Here is a 16,893-nt window from a genome sequence, read left to right on the forward strand (position 1 = left end):
CCATCACATGCCAAATAATCCCATTCCCGTCATCGCCATCGACGGCCCGACCGCTTCCGGCAAGGGCACCGTTGCCGCCAAGGTCGCCGAGCGCCTGGGCTTCCACCTGCTCGACTCGGGCGCCCTGTACCGCCTGACCGCACTGCAGGCGCTGCGCCGCGGCGTCGAACTGCGCGACGAGCACGGTATCGCCAAGCTGGCCGAGCACCTGCCGGCGCGCTTCGTGGGCGGCGACATCTTCCTGAACAACGAGAACGTCAGCGGCGCGATCCGGGCGGAAGAGGTTGGCAACATGGCATCGAAGATCGCCGCGCTGCCGACCGTGCGCCAGGCGCTGTACGGCCTGCAGCTGGGCTTTCGCGAGACCCCCGGCCTGGTGGCCGACGGGCGCGACATGGGGACCGTCATCTTTCCCGGCGCGAAATTAAAAGTGTTCTTGACCGCAAGCGTGGAGGCACGTGCGCAACGCCGGTATAAGCAATTGATTGACAAAGGGTTTTCTGCTAATATGGACGATCTGCTGAAGGATTTGACCGAACGAGACGAGCGCGACACCAAGCGCGCGATCGCTCCGCTGGTCCCGGCGGCAGATGCCTACCCGCTCGATACCTCGAACATGACGGCCGCGGACGCGGTCGAACAGGTATTGGCCTGGTATGCGCATGCCTGAGTTTAATGATGACTCGTTAGCGTAAGAGTCGTCATTCCCGCGCAGGCGGGAATCCAAGTTCGTTGCGTCTAGTTGGCTCGAGTCATCGCCGCGACAACGCACACAAAATTGGGTCCCCGCCGTCGCGGGGACGACGTGCGAAGGCACGTTGTCCTTGTTGGTGCCTGCGACGGCAATTCCGCCATCGCAGGTGTGTTTCAACCTAACCCCAGTTCAGTCCGCACTATTGCCGGCCTGCTGGGCTAACCTGAGTAATATCCTTTATGTCTACTGCAACCAATCAAGATACCGGCATGGAAAGCTTCGCCGCCCTTTTCGAAGAATCGCTGTCGCGTCAAGACATGCGTTCGGGCGAAGTCATCTCGGCTGAAGTCGTGCGCCTGGATCACAACTTCGTGATCGTCAACGCCGGCCTGAAGTCGGAAGCCTTCATTCCGGTCGACGAATTCAAGAATGACCAGGGCGAACTGGAAGTCCAGATCGGTGACTTCGTTTCCGTGGCCATCGAATCGCTGGAAAACGGTTTCGGCGATACCATCCTGTCGCGCGACAAGGCCAAGCGCCTGGCATCGTGGCTGGCTCTGGAAAAAGCAATGGAATCGGGCGAGATCGTCACCGGTACCGTCAACGGTAAAGTCAAGGGCGGCCTGACCGTCCTGACCAACGGCATCCGCGCATTCCTGCCGGGTTCGCTGGTCGACACCCGTCCGGTCAAGGACACCACCCCGTTCGAAGGCAAGACCCTGGAATTCAAGGTCATCAAGCTGGACCGCAAGCGTAACAACGTCGTCCTGTCGCGTCGCGCCGTCATCGAAGCATCGATGGGCGAAGAGCGCGCCAAGCTGATGGAAACCCTGAAAGAAGGCACCGTGGTCACCGGCGTCGTCAAGAACATCACCGACTACGGTGCGTTCGTCGACCTGGGCGGCATCGACGGCCTGCTGCACATCACCGACCTGGCATGGCGTCGCGTGCGTCACCCGTCGGAAGTGCTGTCGGTTGGCCAGGAAATCACCGCCAAGGTCCTCAAGTACGATCAGGAAAAGAACCGCGTCTCGCTGGGCGTCAAGCAGCTGGGCGACGATCCTTGGACCGGTCTGTCGCGTCGCTACCCGCAGGGCACCCGTCTGTTCGGCAAGGTCACCAACCTGACCGACTACGGCGCGTTCGTGGAAGTCGAGCAGGGCATCGAAGGCCTGGTGCACGTCTCGGAAATGGACTGGACCAACAAGAACGTGGCTCCGAACAAGGTTGTCCAGCTGGGCGACGAAGTCGAAGTCATGGTCCTGGAAATCGACGAAGAGCGTCGCCGTATCTCGCTGGGCATGAAGCAGTGCAAGGCGAACCCATGGGACGACTTCGGCATGACCCACAAGAAGGGCGACAAGGTCAAGGGTTCGATCAAGTCGATCACCGACTTCGGCGTGTTCATCGGCCTGCCGGGCAACATCGACGGCCTGGTGCACCTGTCGGACCTGTCCTGGACCGAAGCCGGCGAAGAAGCCGTGCGCAAGTTCAAGAAGGGCGACGAGCTGGAAGCCGTGGTTCTGGCAATCGACGTCGAGCGCGAGCGTGTCTCGCTGGGCGTCAAGCAGCTGGAAGGCGACCCGTTCAACAACTTCGCTTCGCTGAACGACAAGGGCACCCTGGTCACCGGCACCGTCAAGTCGGTTGAGCCGAAAGGCGCCGTCATCGCGCTGAGCGACGAAGTCGAAGGCTACCTGCGCGCTTCGGAAATCTCGCGTGACCGCGTGGAAGACGCCGGCACCCACCTGAAAGTGGGCGACAAGGTCGAAGCCCTGGTCATCAACATCGATCGCAAGGCTCGCAGCATCCAACTGTCGATCAAGGCGAAAGACAACGTCGACACCCAGGAAGCAATGCAGAAACTGGCTTCGGACAACAGCGCGGCATCGGGCACCACCAGCCTGGGCGCCCTGCTGAAGGCCAAGTTCGACAATAAAGGTTAATTCCTTTTCGAGGCGAGCAGATGACCAAGTCCGAGCTGATCAACCGCCTGGCTGAGCGCTATTCCCAGCTGGTGGCGAAAGATGCCGAGTTTGCCGTCAAGACCATCCTCGACGCGATGACCAACGCCCTGGCGACCGGTCAACGCATCGAGATCCGCGGTTTCGGCAGCTTTGCGCTGAACAGCCGGCCACCGCGCATCGGCCGCAACCCGAAGTCCGGCGACAAGGTGATGGTGCCCGAAAAACGGGTGCCGCACTTCAAGCCGGGCAAGCAGTTGCGCGAGCGGGTGGACGCGATGGTCGGGCAACCGATCATCGAGGATTGAGTCTTCCTGAAGTCGTCTGCGCGTCGGCAGACAAGAACGGCGTCCCTTCGGGGATGCCGTTTTTTTTCGCCGGTGTCCAGCCCTTGCAAGGGCAGCGCCACCTCGGCTTTTGAAATATCATGTTGGATATGCGACACTTCGCCTTCGTGCACTCATTTGCCTATCCATTCAGCGGGCACTTCCGATGAAATTTGTTTCGACCATCGCCGGCATCATCCTGTTCATCCTGTTCTTCGGTTTCGCCCTGAAGAACACCCAGGAAGTCGACCTGCATTTCTTCCTCAACTATGAACTGCGCGGCCCGCTCGTGCTGATGCTGCTGGCCTTCTTCATCGCCGGCGCCGCACTCGGCATCCTGGCCCTGACGCCGACCGTGTTCCGCCAGCGCCGCCAGACCTCGCAGCACAAGAACACCATCCAGGCCCTGCAAAGCGCCGCCGGCACCGGCTCGGCCATCCAGGCGCCGCAGCCGGATGCCGTGAACCCGGCGCGCTGAGCCTTTCCACCCGCGTCACACAGAACAAGAACACATGGAATTCGAACTCTGGATGCTGCTTGGCATCCCATTCATCTTCGGCCTGGGCTGGATCGCCGCCCGCGTCGACATCCGCGAAGTGGTCTCGGAATCGCGCTCGCTCCCGCGCGGCTACTTCAAGGGCCTGAACCACCTGCTCAACGACCAGCCTGACAAGGCCATCGATTCCTTCATCGAGATCGTCAAGCTCGACCCCGAATCGGCCGACATGCACTTTGCACTCGGCAATCTGTTCCGCCGCCGCGGCGAGACCGAGCGCGCCATCCGGGTCCACCAGAACCTGCTCGCGCGCCCGGACCTGCCGAGCGAGCAGAAGGCGCACGCCCAGTACGAACTGGGCATGGACTACCTCAAGGCCGGCCTGCTCGACCGCGCCGAGGAAACCTTCAACCTGCTGGTCGACACCCCCTTCGAGGTGCAGGCGCGCCGCGCGCTGCTCGAGATCTACCAGCGCGAAAAGGAATGGCGCCGCGCGATCGACGTCGCCAGCGGCCTGCAGGAATCGGGCGCCGGCTCGCGCCAGAAGGAAATCGCCCAGTTCTACTGCGAACTGGCGCAGGATGCCCTGGTGCACCTGCAGCCGAGCGACGCCATGGGCTTGCTCGACAAGGCATTGCAGGCCGACCGTTCGAGCGTGCGCGCCACCATCCTGATCGGCGACGCCCAGCTGGCCCAGGGCGATACCGAAGCGGCCCTGGCCACCTGGCGCCGCGTCGAGCACCAGAGCGTGCCGCACGTGGCGCTGGTAGCGCAACGCCTGATGGACGGCTACCGCAAGGTCGGCCGGCCGCAGGAAGGCGTCAACCTGCTGCGCGCCTACCTGCTCGAGGCCTCGTCCATCGACCTGATCGAGGTGGTGTTCAAGGCCGTCATCGAACTCGACGGCGTGGAAGCCGCCAAACAGCTGGTGGTCGAGGAACTGCGCCGTAACCCCACCTTGCTGGGCCTGGATAAACTGCTCGAAGCGCGACTGATGGACGCGCCGGCCCATGTCTGGGAAGAACTGTCCATGGTCAAGAACCTGGTGCAGCGCTACACCCAGAAGCTGGCGCGCTACCAGTGCAGCCACTGCGGCTTCAAGGCGCGCCAGTTCTACTGGCAATGTCCGGGGTGCAGCCGCTGGGAAACCTATCCGCCGCGCCGTACCGAAGAACTCAACGTGATGAATTGACGCAGGGTATGCGAAGCCCGGCGCGTCCGACATAAAACCCATGAACGACCCGATCCCGAGCCGCCTGCTGGCGGCAGACAGTTTTCGCCGCGCGGCGGCCCCCGAACTCTCCAGCGTGCGCCTGCTCGTGGTGGGCGACGTCATGCTCGACCGCTACTGGTTCGGCGACGTCTCGCGCATCTCGCCGGAAGCGCCGGTGCCGGTGGTGCGCATCGAGCGCCGCGAGGAGCGCCTGGGCGGCGCCGCCAACGTCGCGCGCAACGCCGCCGCACTGGGCGCCCATACCGGCCTGCTCGGCATCACCGGCAAGGACGAAGCCGGTGACGAGGTCGAGAAGCTGCTGAAGGAAAGCCGCATCCACAGCTACCTCAAGCGCGACGACGCGATCTCCACCATCATCAAGCTGCGCGTGATCGGCCGCCAGCAGCAGATGGTGCGCATCGACTTCGAGGATGCGCCCACCGAGACCGTGCTGGTCGAGAAGCTCGACCAGTTCCGCGCGCTGCTGCCCAGCTACGACGTGGTGATCCTGTCCGACTACAACAAGGGCGCGCTGGTCAACGTGGCCGAGATGGTGAAGGCGGCGCGCGCCGCCGGCAAGATCGTGCTGGTCGACCCCAAGGGCGACGATTTCACGCCTTACCGCGGCGCCACCATCCTGACCCCGAACCGCTCGGAGCTGCAGCGCGTGGTCGGCGGCTGGAAGACCGAGGAGCAGCTGAGCGCCAAAGCCCAGAACCTGCGCGCCGAACTGGGCCTGGACGCACTGCTGCTGACGCGCTCGGAAGAGGGCATGAGCCTGTACAGCGCCGACGAGGTGCTGCACGTGCACGCGGAGGCGCGCGAAGTGTTCGACGTCTCCGGCGCCGGCGACACCGTGATCGCCACCCTGGCCGCGATGCTGGGCGCGGGCGCGCCGCTGGCCGAGGCGCTGGCCACCGCCAACCGCGCCGGCGGCATCGTGGTGGGTAAACTCGGCACCGCGACCGTCACCCGGGACGAACTTTTCCCCGGTTGAGATTGGCTTGAGTTCCGTCAAATCCGGGCCGTCAACGCCGGCCCGGCCGCTCCGTTAGTGCGAGGATGGACGGCGTCGCCGTCCATCGACCGACAACCTACGGAGAACATTCAATGATCAAGAAACTGGTACTCGCTGTTGCCGCGCTGGTCGCCTCGACCGGGTTTGCCTTTGCCCAGGTGGACGTCAACAAGGCCGACGCGGCCGCGCTGGACGGCATCAAGGGCGTGGGCCCGAGCATGTCGAAGATGATCCTCGACGAGCGCGCCAAGGGCGAGTTCAAGGACTGGGCCGATTTCCAGAGCCGCATCAAGGGCGTCAAGGGCAAGAAGGCGATGAAGCTGTCGGACGCCGGACTGGTGGTCAATGGCAAGCCGATGGATGCCGCGGCGGCCAAGCCGGCCAAGGCGCAGAAGACCTCGGCCAAGGCCGATGCCAAGGACAAGCCGGCCGAGCAGAAAGCATCGATGTAAGACGAAAACCCGCGGCGACGCGGGTAATGCCGTTCAGTTACCACGTTCGTAGGGTGGACGGCTGCGCCGTCCGCGCGTTCACATCTCGGTTGAAACCTCGCACCCAAGGGCTCATCGTGCGCTTGAACGCGCGGACGGGAGACCCGTCCACCCTACAACAGCGTCTACCGCTACGTCACTGGCCCGCACCAGGGCGAGGCGGGTTTGTTTTATCTGTCCAATGGTGGCGAGGGAAGTTACACAAATAACTGACGAATTTGAGCAATCGCAGCCTGGCCGTGCTATAGTTTCGGTGTTGCAGAATGGAAAGTAACATTGTTTTATTGATATCCCTTCCCCCATCCACCGACAAACCACCATGACTACGAAGTCTCTCACCATCGGCAAGCGCCTCGCTGCCGGCTACGGCGCGGTTTTTTTCCTGATGATCGTCCTGACGGCGCTGGCGATCAGCCGCGTCGGCGACATCGACCGCGTCCTCAACCACATCAACGACGTCAACAGCGTCAAGCAGCGTTACGCGATCAATTTCCGCGGCAGCGTCCATGACCGCGCGATCGCCCTGCGCGATGTGGTGCTGGCGAGCGACGCGGCGGGCGCCGCGGTGCCGGTGGCCCTGATCAGGACCCTGGACGACAATTATGCACGGTCGGCCCAGCCGATGGACAAGCTGTTTGCCGAACTCCAGGACATTTCGCCGGCCGAGAAGGAAGCGCTGGCCGCCATCAAGGAACAGGAGCGCCGCGCGGAGCCGCTGATCGAGCGCGTGATCGCGCTGCACGCCGGCGGCCAGGCGCAGGAAGCCGTCACACTGCTGTCGCAGGAAGCCGCGCCGGCCTTCGTCGGCTGGCTTGCGAGTATCAACCATTTCATTGACCTCGAGGAAGCGCTGAACAAGGAACAGGCGGCCGGCGCGCGCGCGATGGCCTCCGGCTTCTTCGGCTGGATGACCCTGCTGTGCCTGGGGGCGGTCGCGGTCGGCGCGCTGGGCGCATGGATCATCACGCGCGGCCTGCTGCGCCAGCTGGGCGGCCAACCGGACTACGCCGCCTCGATCGTGGGCGCCATCGCGGCGGGCGACCTGGGCGTGAGGATCGACACCGCGCCGGGCGACCGCAGCAGCCTGCTGTTCGCCATGAAGGGCATGCGCGACAGCCTGGTCGCCATCGTCGAACAGGTACGCAACGGCACCCTCGGCATTGCCAGCGTGTCGACCGAGATCGCCAACGGCAACCGCGACCTTTCCGGGCGCACCGAGCGCCAGGCCGGCACGCTGGATGCCACCGCCGCTTCGGTCGAGCAACTCACTGCGACCGTGCGCCAGAATGCCGACAATGCCCACCAGGCCAATGCGCTGGCCGAATCGGCCTCGGAGGTCGCGCTGCGCGGCGGCGCCGTCGTCGCCCAGGTGGTCGAGACCATGGCCTCGATCAATGACTCGTCGAAGAAGATCGTGGACATCATCGGCGTGATCGACGGCATCGCTTTCCAGACCAATATCCTGGCGCTGAACGCCGCGGTGGAAGCCGCGCGGGCGGGCGAGCAGGGCCGCGGGTTTGCCGTCGTGGCCACCGAAGTGCGCAACCTGGCGCAGCGCTCCGCGGCCGCGGCCAGGGAGATCAAGGGCCTGATCGGCAGTTCGGTCGAGCGCGTCGATGCGGGTGCGCGCCTGGTGGACGAAGCCGGCGCCACCATGAACGACATCGTGGCCTCGGTGCGCCGCGTCACCGACATCATGGCCGAGATCACCCGCGCCAGCGCCGAACAGAGCGCCGGCATCGGCCAGGTCAACCAGGCCATCGGCCAGATGGACGACGCTACCCGCCAGAATGCGGTGCTGGTGCAGCAGGCGACGGCGGCGGCGGCCTCGCTGGAGGCGGAAGCGGAGCGGCTGGCCCACGTCGTGAGCGTGTTCCGCCTCGACGCCGCCAACGATGCCCGGTCCCTGCCGCAGGCCAGGCTGGCCATCGGCGCACACTGAGCGGTCGATGCCGACCGGCGCGGGCTGCTGTTGCGCGCGCGGCCGTGTATTGACTGACACCAATCGATCCGCGTGAGAAGATGCGCATGTCTACGCACATCACGATTAGAAAGGTACGCATGCCTCACGCCCGCATCTCTTCCCGCCTGCTCGCCGCACTGCTCGCCCTCACTGCGGGGGCAGCCGCCGCGGCACCCGCAGCGACCGCCACTCCGGCCGCCCCCGACCTGAAGCGCCAGCAGCCGCAGATCAACAAGATCGTCGCGGAGATCTCGCCCAAGCGCATCGAAGCCTACGTCGCCAAGCTGGTGAGCTTCGGCACCCGCCACACGATGTCGGAAACGGAATCCGACACGCGCGGCATCGGCGCCGCGCGGCGCTGGATCAAGAGCGAACTGGAGCGCTGCGGCGCCGGCACCGGGCTCGAGGTGGCCTTCGACAGCCATATCGCCCCGGTATCGGCGCGCATCTCGCGCCCGACCGAGATCGTCAACGTGGTCGCCACGCTGCCGGGCACCCAGGCAGTCTCCAGGGACCGCCTGTACGTGGTCAGCGGCCACTACGATTCGCGCGTCAGCGACGTGATGAACTACACCGACGACGCCCCCGGCGCCAACGACGACGCCTCGGGCACCGCCGCCGTGATGGAACTGGCCTGCGTCATGGCCAGGCACAAGTTCGACGCCACCCTGGTCTTCATGACCGTGGCCGCCGAAGAGCAGGGCCTGCTGGGCGCGCGCCACTGGGCCGAGCAGGCGCGCAAGAACAAGCTGAACATCGCCGGCATGTTCACCAACGACATCATCGGCAGCTCGACCGCCGACAATGGCAAGGTGGACAACAAGCAGGTGCGCCTGTTCTCGCAGAGCATTCCGGCGACCAGGGAAATGAGCGACACCGTGCGCCAGCTGGTGGCCACCGGCGGCGACAGCGATTCGCTCTCGCGCCAGCTGGCCCGCCATACCAAGGAGCAGGGCGAGCGCTACGTGAAGGACTTCAAGGTGTCGGTGATCCACCGCGCCGACCGCTACCTGCGCGGTGGCGACCACATGCCCTTCCTGGAGCAGGGCTATGCCGCGCTGCGCTTCACCGAGCCGGCCGAGGACTTCTCGCACCAGCACCAGGACCTGCGTACCGAAAATGGCAAGGTGTACGGCGACCTTATCAAGTTCAATGACTACGACTACATCGCCAAGGTGGCCAGGGTGAACGGCGCGGCGCTGGCCTCGCTGGCGCTGGCGCCGGGTGCGCCGCAGAACGTCAAGCTGCGCACCGACAAGCTGACCAACGACTCGACCCTGGTGTGGCAGGCGAACCCGGAACCGGACGTGGCCGGTTACCGCATCGTCTGGCGCGATACCACCGCTGCCGACTGGCAGGGGGCCAAGTGGGTTGGCATGGTCACCGAGGCAACAGTCGACCTGTCGAAGGACAATGTGTTCTTCGGCGTGCAGGCAGTCGACAGGGACGGCAACGTCAGCGTCGCCACCTACCCGCTGCCGCAACGCTGATCCGGCGGCAGCATGGACCGGCCGCCGCGCCGGTCCATGGTCGGGCAGGGACGCCATCTTGCTGTCCGGATTAGAATAGCGGTTTAGGAAATCGCGAGAAAGCAAGGAATGGCTTACAAGACCATCGAAGACACGATCGGCAACACCCCGCTGGTGCAGCTGGTGCGCCTGCCCGGCGCCGATGCGGCTGCCCGCAACAACATCATCCTCGGCAAGCTCGAAGGCAATAATCCGGCCGGCTCGGTGAAGGATCGCGCCGCCATGGCGATGCTGCGCGGCGCGGAGCAGCGCGGAAGCATCAAGCCGGGCGACACCCTGATCGAAGCGACCAGCGGCAACACCGGCATCGCGCTGGCCATGGCAGCCGCCATCCGCGGTTACAAGATGGTGCTCCTGATGCCGGACAACCTGTCGGTCGAGCGCCGCCAGAGCATGGCAGCCTATGGCGCGAAGATCATCCTGACGCCGAAATCCGGCGGCATGGAATACGCCCGCGACATGGCCGAGCAGATGCAAAAGAACGGCGAGGGCATCATCCTCGACCAGTTCGCCAATGGCGACAACCCGCGCGCCCACTACGAGAGCACCGGTCCGGAAATCTGGCGCGATACCGAGGGCCGGATCACCCATTTCGTCAGCGCGATGGGCACCACCGGCACCATCATGGGCGTGTCGCGCTACCTGAAGGAGCAGAACGAGGCGGTCCGCATCATCGGCGCCCAGCCCGAAGAAGGCTCGTCGATCCCGGGTATCCGCAAGTGGCCGGAAGCCTACCTGCCGAAGATCTACGAGAAATCCCGGGTCGACCAGGTGGAAGCGGTGAGCCAGGCCGCGGCCGAGCAGATGGCGCGCCGCCTGGCGTCCGAGGAGGGGATCTTCTGCGGCATCTCGGCGGCGGGCGCCTGCGAAGTGGCGCTGCGCATCTCGCAAACGGTCGAGAACGCGACCATCGTGTTCGTCGTTTGCGACCGCGGCGACCGCTACCTGTCGACCGGCGTGTTCCCGGCCTGAGCGATACCGGCGCAGCAAAACAAAAAGCCATCCTGACGGATGGCTTTTTACTATCTGCAACTAAACCGGCGAATTTCCTGCGCGTGCACATGCACGGTCAGGCCGGCGCGGCCATCGGCCGCCCGGCGCGGTACCGGCGCCCGAGCGCCGGCGCTGCGATTACGCCTCTTTCGGGGCGGCGCCTTCCTTCGGCTTGAACTGTTTGTCGCTGATGCGGAACTTGGCACGGCGGTCGCCCATCAGGTAGCGCAGGTCGCGGATCGACAGGTCGCTGACTTCGTGCATGCGGATCAGCAGCGAGGCGCCGACCGGCAGGCGGTGGTGACGGATCTTCGAGATCACCGGCGGCGCCACTTCCAGCGCACGCGACAGAGCAGCGTCGTTCTTCAGGCGCAGGTTCTCGATCAGGGTGTCGAGCAGGCGATTCGGGTTGTACTGCAGGAGCTCATCGGACTCCGAATCGCTATTCATATCAATGCCGACTTGGTTTGTCATGATTCAATATCCTATTTTTGGGTTGGACGGAGCCCCATGCGGCGCTCGGCTCCAGGATTCGGTGTGTCGTAATTTTCTATTCAATTGTACAACTAATTTCTAATCTGATACTTAGTAGCAATAAAAATCAGATGAACTTGTCCAGCATTGTTGTCTCATCGCAACAATAGCTGCAATGCAATTCTCTCACAAACTCACAGAAATAATAATTGTTTTTTGATTAATCATCAGTGTATAGCCAAGGGCGGTTTAATGCCGCACAGTATGAAAAAAACCTGACAGACTGACAAAAAAAGCGGGAGTATGGAAGACAGGGGGGTGTTTCTGCAGAGAATCTACAGAAAAGAGTCGCATACCCCCGGGGAGTATGGGGGCATGGAAAGACGGGAAGAAGCGGGGAAAAGCAGGAGTTCAGTTACAAATAGATACAAAGTTTCCTGCTCGGCAATGCTCAGCCGCCGCGTGAAGCGCGAACGGCACGGCCAAGTTCGATCACCGACATGGCATAGAAATAACTCCGGTTGTACTTGGTGATGGCAAAGAAGTTATCATTTGCCACCCAGTACTCGGTCGCCTCGGCGCCGTTCTGCAGGTCCACCAGACCGTACAGGCGCTCGGCCGGCACGGCGGTTTCGGCAAGGACGCCGGCCGCACGCAGTTCTTCCGGACGCAGGGTCGCGGCCAGGCCGCGTTCGAGCAGTGGCTCCCAGGCACGGTTCGGCGAGACGTCGGCCGGGTAGACCGGGCTGCCGCGGTACTCCGGGCGCCAGCCATGCTGGATCAGGAAATTCGCCACGCTGCCGATCGCATCTTCCGACGATTGACGCAGATCGATCTGGCCGTCCTCGTTGAAATCCACGCCGTATTTCAAGATACTGCCCGGCATAAATTGCGGCATGCCGACGGCGCCCGCGAAAGAGCCCAGCAGAGAGAACGGCCCGACCCCGTGCTCGCGCGCGAACAGCAGGGTATTTTCCAGTTCGCCCCGGAAGAAGGCCATGCGGCTGGCGCGGTTCGGCGTCTCCGGATAGGCGAAGGCGAGGGTCGCCAGGGTGTCGAGCACGCGGAACTTGCCGGTATCGCGCCCGTAGATGGTCTCGATGCCGATGATGCCGACGATGATCTCGGCCGGCACCCCATACGCCGCTTCGGCGCGCGCCAGCGTCTCGGCATTGGCATTCCAGAAGCGCACGCCGGCGGCGATGCGGATCGGCTCGATGAAGCGGTCGCGGTAGACCTGCCAGTTCTTGGGCTTGCCCGGCGGCGCCGGCTTCACCAGCTGCACCGCCGAATCGATGAAGCGCGCCTGGCCGAACAGCGATTCCAGGTAAGCGCGCTCGAAACCGTGCCGGCTGCTCATCTCGTCGATGAACTCGCGTACCGCCTGCCATTCCAGGAAATTGTGGTGCTCGCCGTCGTAATCGATCACGGCGGCTGCCTTGCCCTTCCTGCCTTTGGCCTTGGCGGCTTTCTTGGCCTTGGCGGCTTTCCTGGTCTTGGCGGCCGATGTGGCCGATGCGGTGCGGACCTGCGGATCCTTCGCGCCGGCGACGGCCTGCCCGGGGGCAAAGGCGATTGCCAGCGCGGCAATCAGGGGAACAATGGATTTCATCTAACTTGCGACAGTAATCTCTTCAAGGAAGCGGCCAGCTGCCGGCCGCGCAGGGAAGGCGATCCGGGCTGGGGCGGCGCATAGCGCCAAGCGCTGTAGCGGCGCAAGAACTCGGCGGCGGCGTCAATGGATGGCGGCGCCAGCCGCTGTTCGGCTGCGATCCGGGCCGCATAGGCGGTGGGCCCTTCGTCCGCGGTACGTACCAGGTCCGCATGCAGATGGGCAAGGCGCTTGCATAGGGAAGAGTATACCGCCTCGACCGGATCAATTGCCCTACGGAGATACAAAAGTCTGGCCACCAGCAACACTCCGGCGCCAAGCATGATCAGGGCGGCAATACGCCAGCCGGCCAGCTGCCCCAGCCCGGACTGCAGGCTGCGCAGGAATCCGCGCTGGCGTTCCGGCGTGTAGTTCAGCACCCACTGGTTCCAGCCGTTGTTCACCGCGCCCAGCGCCTGGCGCAGGCGGCCCAGCAGCGAGTCGCCGCTGCCCTGGAACATCGACAGGCCGCGCAGGGCGTCGATGCCGAACGGCGCCGGGGGCTCGACCGCGGCTGCCAGGTTGCGTCGCACCCGTTCCGGCGCCACCGCGGCGGTGGGGTCGACCCGCACCCAGCCGCGCCCGTGCAGCCAGACCTCGGCCCAGGCATGGGCATCGGACTGGCGCACGGTCAGGTAGCCGTCGATCGGGTTCAGTTCGCCGCCCTGGTAGCCGGTGACCACGCGCGCCGGAAGGCCGGCCGCGCGCATCAGGAAGACGAAGGCGCCGGCATAGTGCTCGCAGAAGCCGGCGCGGGTCCCGTACAGGAATTCGTCGACCGAATGGCGGCCCAGCAGCGGCGGCTCCAGCGTGTAGCTGTAGGCTTGCTCGCGGAACTGGCGCAGCACCCGTTCGATGCGGCGCACCGGCAGCGCTTCCTTGCGCAGCGCCAGGCCTGCGGCCAGGGCCTTCGGGTTGTAGCCGTAGGGGAGCAGCAGCCACTGGTTCGGGTCGTCGAGGGTGTCGCGCCCGTCCAGCGCATAGTCCGGGTAGGAGATCATGGCATAGCGCACGCGCTGCGACAGCGGCCGTTCGGTGCTCAGCTCGAGCTGGTGCGAGGCGCGCACGCGATAGCCCGGCAAGGTGGGCACGTGGCCGGGCATCTCGAGCGTGAACAGCCAGCGGGTGTCGGACGGCTCCAGGGTGATCTCGTAGCGCTGCGCCTGGCCGCGTACGCGCAGCCTGCTGCCCGAGCGGCTCGCGATCGAGCCGCCGCGGGTCCAGGCGCTGCCGTCGAAGGCGTCGAGCACCAGGGCGCGCCAGTACAGCTGCGCCTTGGGCGGCACCGGTCCCTCGAAGCGCACCCGGAAGGCCGGCTCGTCCGACATGGCCAGGTCCGACATCTGGCCGGGCGCCATGCGCTCGGACAGGCCCGACTTGCCGCCGCCGTTGCCGCCGCCGCCCGGCATGCCCCACAGCGGGCCGCCCAGGCGCGGAAACACGAAGAACAGCACCACCGCGATCGGTGCGGCGAACAGCAGCATCCTGGCCCCCATCGCCAGGCGCGTGCCCAGCGGCGGCAGCTTGCCCGTGAACTGGAACGACATCTGGGTGGTGAGCAGGGCCAGCACCGCCGCCACCATGAGCACGGCGCTGCCGATGCCCTGGGCATAGAAGAAGTTGGTCAGCACCAGGAAGAAGCACAGGAAGATGACCACGTACAGGTCGCGCCGCGCGTGCATCTCGAGCATCTTGAAGGCGACCAGCAGCACCAGCATGGCCACGCCGGCGTCGCGCCCGATCAGGGTCTTGTAGCTGAACTGGACGCCGGCCATCGCCAGCGCGGCGATCGGCAGCAGCAGCAGGGCCGAGGGCATGCGCTTGCCGCGCAGCGTGACCGCACCGCGCCAGGCCAGCGTGGCGGCGCACAGCAGCGACACCCACAGCGGCAGGTGGCTGGTGTGCGGCGCCAGCACCAGCATCACGCTGCCCAGCAGCAGCAGGGTGTCGGCCTTGTCCCTCGGCAGGCGCGACAGCGATGGCAACAGCTTCATGCCGCCTCCTTGAGGCCGTACAGGGCCAGCGCGCGCAGGCAGGCGGCCTGGTGGGCGGCGCCATGGCCGGCGTCGTAGCGGACCGTCCCGAGCCGGAAGGCGTAGGGCAGGGCGCGCTGTTCGGCATCCAGCACCCAGCGCGTCATGCGCGACAGGCGCAGCTCCAGGTCGAGCTGGAGCGGCAGGAGGGCGAAGTCGAGCACCAGTTCGTCGCCGACGCTGCCTTCGAAGTGCTTGGTGAAAAGCTGGCCGCCGAGCTCCGGGTCGAGTCGCGCGATCTGGCGCCAGGCCAGCTGGCGCGGCGAGTCGCCGGGCTGGTAGCTGCGTACGCCGGCGAAATCGTCGCTGCGGGTCGCCGGCATCGCAGCCTGTCCGCTGCCCACCGCATTGCCGTTCACCGGCAGCGGCGGCGCGCCTTCTTCCGGGCGCGGATAGACCAGGGCGCGGGTGGCGGGGCGCCAGTAGCTCCAGGCGCGGAACAGGCCGAGCGGGAAGCGGGTGGACAGCACCACGCGCGCCGGCGCCAGCCAGCCGCGCGCGGCGGTCGGCACGCCCAGCATCACCGCGGCGCTGCCATGGGCGGCGATGTCGGTGACGTGGCGCGGCTCGGCGAGGTTCGAGAAATCGACCCGGACGCCGTAGCGCGCCAGCCTGCCGCGATTCGCGATGTGCAGCGCGAACTGCGCTTCCTGGCCGGCGAAGACGGCCGGCACCCGGCCCGGCTGCAGCGCCAGGTGGGCCAGGTTGCGGTAGGTGAAGACCATGTCGACCAGCGCGCACGACAGTGCCAGGAAAGTCAGCGCGAAGCCGAGGCCCAGGGTGTAGTTGATGGAAGCGATCAGGAGCACCAGCAGCAGCACGGCAAAGCCGATCCCGGCGCGGGTCGGCAGGATGAACACGCGGCGCTGGCTGAGCACCACTTCGCCGGCGTCGAGCGTGCCGCGGCGCGGCAGCCACTTGCCGGTGGAGCGGCGCAGCCAGCCCCGGAATCCGCCCGCAAGCCCGGCTTTCATTTACACCGGGACCGACTTCTGCAGCTGGAGCACGAGGTCGCGGCTGGCCAGGGCCATGCCGTGTACCGCCTTGAGCGGACGCAGCCTGTGCGCGCAGACCGGCACCAGCACCGCCTGGATGTCTTCGGGGATCACGTGGTCGCGCCCTTCGAGCGCGGCCCAGGCGCGTCCGGCCTGCAGCAGCGCGATCGCCGCCCGCGGCGACAGCCCTTCGGCGAACAGGCCGCTCTGGCGCGAGGCCTGGGCCAGCGCCTGCACGTAGGTGATCAGCGCGGACGAGGCGTGGATGTCCTTCAGCGCGCGCTGGGCCTGGGCGAGCTGCTCCGGCTGCATCGCCGGCGCCAGCGAGCGCAGCATGGCGCGCCGGTCTTCGCCCATCAGGAGCGCGCGCTCGGCCGCCGCATCCGGATAACCGAGCGAAAGACACATCAGGAAGCGGTCGAGTTGCGATTCGGGCAGCGGGAAGGTGCCGACCTGGTTCGCCGGGTTCTGGGTGGCGATCACGAAGAAGGGTTCGGGCAGGGGACGGGTGACGCCGTCGGCGCTGACCTGTCGCTCTTCCATGGCTTCCAGCAGGCCGGATTGCGTCTTCGGCGTGGCGCGGTTGATCTCGTCGGCCAGCAGCACCTGGGTGAAGATCGGGCCGGGATGGAACACGAAGCCGCCGCCGCCCCCGCCCCCGTCCGATCCGCGTTCGTAGACCGAGATGCCGGCCACGTCGGCCGGCAGCAGGTCGCTGGTGAACTGGACACGGTTGAACTTCAGGCCGAGCGAGATCGCCAGCGCGTGCGCCAGCGTGGTCTTGCCGACGCCGGGCAGGTCTTCGAGCAGCAGGTGGCCGCCCGCCAGCAGGCAGGTCAGGGCCAGGCGAACCTGCTGGTCCTTGCCGACCACGACCTGGCTGACCTGGCGCGCGGCGGCATGCAGTTGATTGAACATGTTTTAGTTCCGGTAATCTGTTCGACGCGGTCTGGCCGGCAGAGCGGGCCGGCATGCCGGCCCCCCTCATGGTAGATTAGCGCCATTGGCAAGCTTTATACTCCATCGGCAACAAGCCTGTGCACCGATTCTATG

Annotated in this window: 15 protein-coding genes; 10 read left to right on the forward strand and 5 right to left on the reverse strand. The window is 65.6% G+C overall.

Going from position 1 to position 16,893, the window contains the following annotated elements; all coding sequences use genetic code 11:
* The first annotated feature begins 7 nt into the window (after window positions 1-7).
* From IM543_07825 to cysM, 10 genes are all read left to right on the forward strand, one after another.
* Entirely contained in the window at window positions 8-670 is a 663-nt protein-coding gene (locus IM543_07825; protein QOY95734.1) for a (d)CMP kinase, read from the forward strand.
* Between the two features lie 263 nt (window positions 671-933).
* Window positions 934-2,640 carry a 30S ribosomal protein S1 gene (gene rpsA / locus IM543_07830; protein QOY95735.1) on the forward strand — a complete coding sequence of 569 codons (1,707 nt, stop codon included), beginning with the start codon at window positions 934-936 and terminating at the stop codon, window positions 2,638-2,640.
* Window positions 2,641-2,660: 20 nt separating this feature from the next.
* Window positions 2,661-2,966: an integration host factor subunit beta gene (locus tag IM543_07835; protein ID QOY95736.1), complete on the forward strand. Its 306-nt coding sequence runs from the start codon at window positions 2,661-2,663 to the stop codon at window positions 2,964-2,966.
* 184 nt (window positions 2,967-3,150) lie between these two features.
* On the forward strand, window positions 3,151-3,462 hold the full coding sequence (locus IM543_07840) for a LapA family protein (protein QOY95737.1): 312 nt from the start codon (window positions 3,151-3,153) through the stop codon (window positions 3,460-3,462).
* A gap of 34 nt (window positions 3,463-3,496) precedes the next feature.
* Window positions 3,497-4,672 (forward strand): lipopolysaccharide assembly protein LapB, encoded by a 1,176-nt coding sequence (gene lapB, locus IM543_07845; GenBank protein QOY95738.1) that lies wholly within the window; start codon window positions 3,497-3,499, stop codon window positions 4,670-4,672.
* A gap of 40 nt (window positions 4,673-4,712) precedes the next feature.
* Entirely contained in the window at window positions 4,713-5,690 is a 978-nt protein-coding gene (gene rfaE1, locus IM543_07850; protein ID QOY95739.1) for a D-glycero-beta-D-manno-heptose-7-phosphate kinase, read from the forward strand.
* Between the two features lie 113 nt (window positions 5,691-5,803).
* Window positions 5,804-6,163 carry a helix-hairpin-helix domain-containing protein gene (locus IM543_07855; protein QOY95740.1) on the forward strand — a complete coding sequence of 120 codons (360 nt, stop codon included), beginning with the start codon at window positions 5,804-5,806 and terminating at the stop codon, window positions 6,161-6,163.
* Between the two features lie 358 nt (window positions 6,164-6,521).
* Window positions 6,522-8,144, forward strand: coding sequence for an MCP four helix bundle domain-containing protein (locus IM543_07860; protein ID QOY95741.1), 1,623 nt, complete (start codon window positions 6,522-6,524; stop codon window positions 8,142-8,144).
* A gap of 119 nt (window positions 8,145-8,263) precedes the next feature.
* Window positions 8,264-9,655, forward strand: coding sequence for a M28 family metallopeptidase (locus IM543_07865; protein QOY96576.1), 1,392 nt, complete (start codon window positions 8,264-8,266; stop codon window positions 9,653-9,655).
* A 108-nt stretch (window positions 9,656-9,763) separates the two neighbouring features.
* Entirely contained in the window at window positions 9,764-10,666 is a 903-nt protein-coding gene (gene cysM, locus IM543_07870; GenBank protein QOY95742.1) for a cysteine synthase CysM, read from the forward strand.
* Between the two features lie 159 nt (window positions 10,667-10,825).
* On the opposite strand, the gene IM543_07875 is transcribed toward cysM, so the two are convergent.
* The 5 genes from IM543_07875 to IM543_07895 form a co-directional block, all read right to left on the reverse strand.
* Window positions 10,826-11,161 (reverse strand): hypothetical protein, encoded by a 336-nt coding sequence (locus tag IM543_07875; GenBank protein ID QOY95743.1) that lies wholly within the window; start codon window positions 11,159-11,161, stop codon window positions 10,826-10,828.
* Between the two features lie 451 nt (window positions 11,162-11,612).
* Entirely contained in the window at window positions 11,613-12,773 is a 1,161-nt protein-coding gene (gene mltB, locus IM543_07880) for a lytic murein transglycosylase B (GenBank protein ID QOY95744.1), read from the reverse strand.
* Window positions 12,770-14,806, reverse strand: coding sequence for a DUF3488 domain-containing transglutaminase family protein (locus IM543_07885; protein QOY95745.1), 2,037 nt, complete (start codon window positions 14,804-14,806; stop codon window positions 12,770-12,772). The genes mltB and IM543_07885 overlap by 4 nt, the downstream gene beginning before the upstream one ends.
* Window positions 14,803-15,819 carry a DUF58 domain-containing protein gene (locus IM543_07890; protein QOY95746.1) on the reverse strand — a complete coding sequence of 339 codons (1,017 nt, stop codon included), beginning with the start codon at window positions 15,817-15,819 and terminating at the stop codon, window positions 14,803-14,805. Before IM543_07890 ends, IM543_07885 begins: the two co-directional genes overlap by 4 nt.
* The gene (locus IM543_07895) at window positions 15,820-16,758 is read right to left on the reverse strand and encodes a MoxR family ATPase (protein QOY95747.1); all 939 of its coding nucleotides are present in this window, start codon (window positions 16,756-16,758) and stop codon (window positions 15,820-15,822) included.
* Window positions 16,759-16,893 lie beyond the last annotated feature (135 nt).

This window comes from Massilia sp. UMI-21 (assembly GCA_015277795.1).
GTDB lineage: Bacteria > Pseudomonadota > Gammaproteobacteria > Burkholderiales > Burkholderiaceae_D > Telluria.

What these genes read in the sequence shown, in the direction of transcription:
- cysM (QOY95742.1), top strand. Translation starts at nt 9,764, where the DNA reads ATGGCTTACAAGACCATCGAAGACACGATCGGCAACACCCCGCTGGTG.
- rpsA (QOY95735.1), top strand. Translation starts at nt 934, where the DNA reads ATGTCTACTGCAACCAATCAAGATACCGGCATGGAAAGCTTCGCCGCC.
- IM543_07885 (QOY95745.1), bottom strand. Translation starts at nt 14,806, where the DNA reads ATGAAGCTGTTGCCATCGCTGTCGCGCCTGCCGAGGGACAAGGCCGAC.
- IM543_07890 (QOY95746.1), bottom strand. Translation starts at nt 15,819, where the DNA reads ATGAAAGCCGGGCTTGCGGGCGGATTCCGGGGCTGGCTGCGCCGCTCC.
- IM543_07855 (QOY95740.1), top strand. Translation starts at nt 5,804, where the DNA reads ATGATCAAGAAACTGGTACTCGCTGTTGCCGCGCTGGTCGCCTCGACC.
- IM543_07895 (QOY95747.1), bottom strand. Translation starts at nt 16,758, where the DNA reads ATGTTCAATCAACTGCATGCCGCCGCGCGCCAGGTCAGCCAGGTCGTG.
- IM543_07840 (QOY95737.1), top strand. Translation starts at nt 3,151, where the DNA reads ATGAAATTTGTTTCGACCATCGCCGGCATCATCCTGTTCATCCTGTTC.
- lapB (QOY95738.1), top strand. Translation starts at nt 3,497, where the DNA reads ATGGAATTCGAACTCTGGATGCTGCTTGGCATCCCATTCATCTTCGGC.
- IM543_07835 (QOY95736.1), top strand. Translation starts at nt 2,661, where the DNA reads ATGACCAAGTCCGAGCTGATCAACCGCCTGGCTGAGCGCTATTCCCAG.
- IM543_07875 (QOY95743.1), bottom strand. Translation starts at nt 11,161, where the DNA reads ATGACAAACCAAGTCGGCATTGATATGAATAGCGATTCGGAGTCCGAT.
- IM543_07825 (QOY95734.1), top strand. Translation starts at nt 8, where the DNA reads ATGCCAAATAATCCCATTCCCGTCATCGCCATCGACGGCCCGACCGCT.
- IM543_07860 (QOY95741.1), top strand. Translation starts at nt 6,522, where the DNA reads ATGACTACGAAGTCTCTCACCATCGGCAAGCGCCTCGCTGCCGGCTAC.
- rfaE1 (QOY95739.1), top strand. Translation starts at nt 4,713, where the DNA reads ATGAACGACCCGATCCCGAGCCGCCTGCTGGCGGCAGACAGTTTTCGC.
- mltB (QOY95744.1), bottom strand. Translation starts at nt 12,773, where the DNA reads ATGAAATCCATTGTTCCCCTGATTGCCGCGCTGGCAATCGCCTTTGCC.
- IM543_07865 (QOY96576.1), top strand. Translation starts at nt 8,264, where the DNA reads ATGCCTCACGCCCGCATCTCTTCCCGCCTGCTCGCCGCACTGCTCGCC.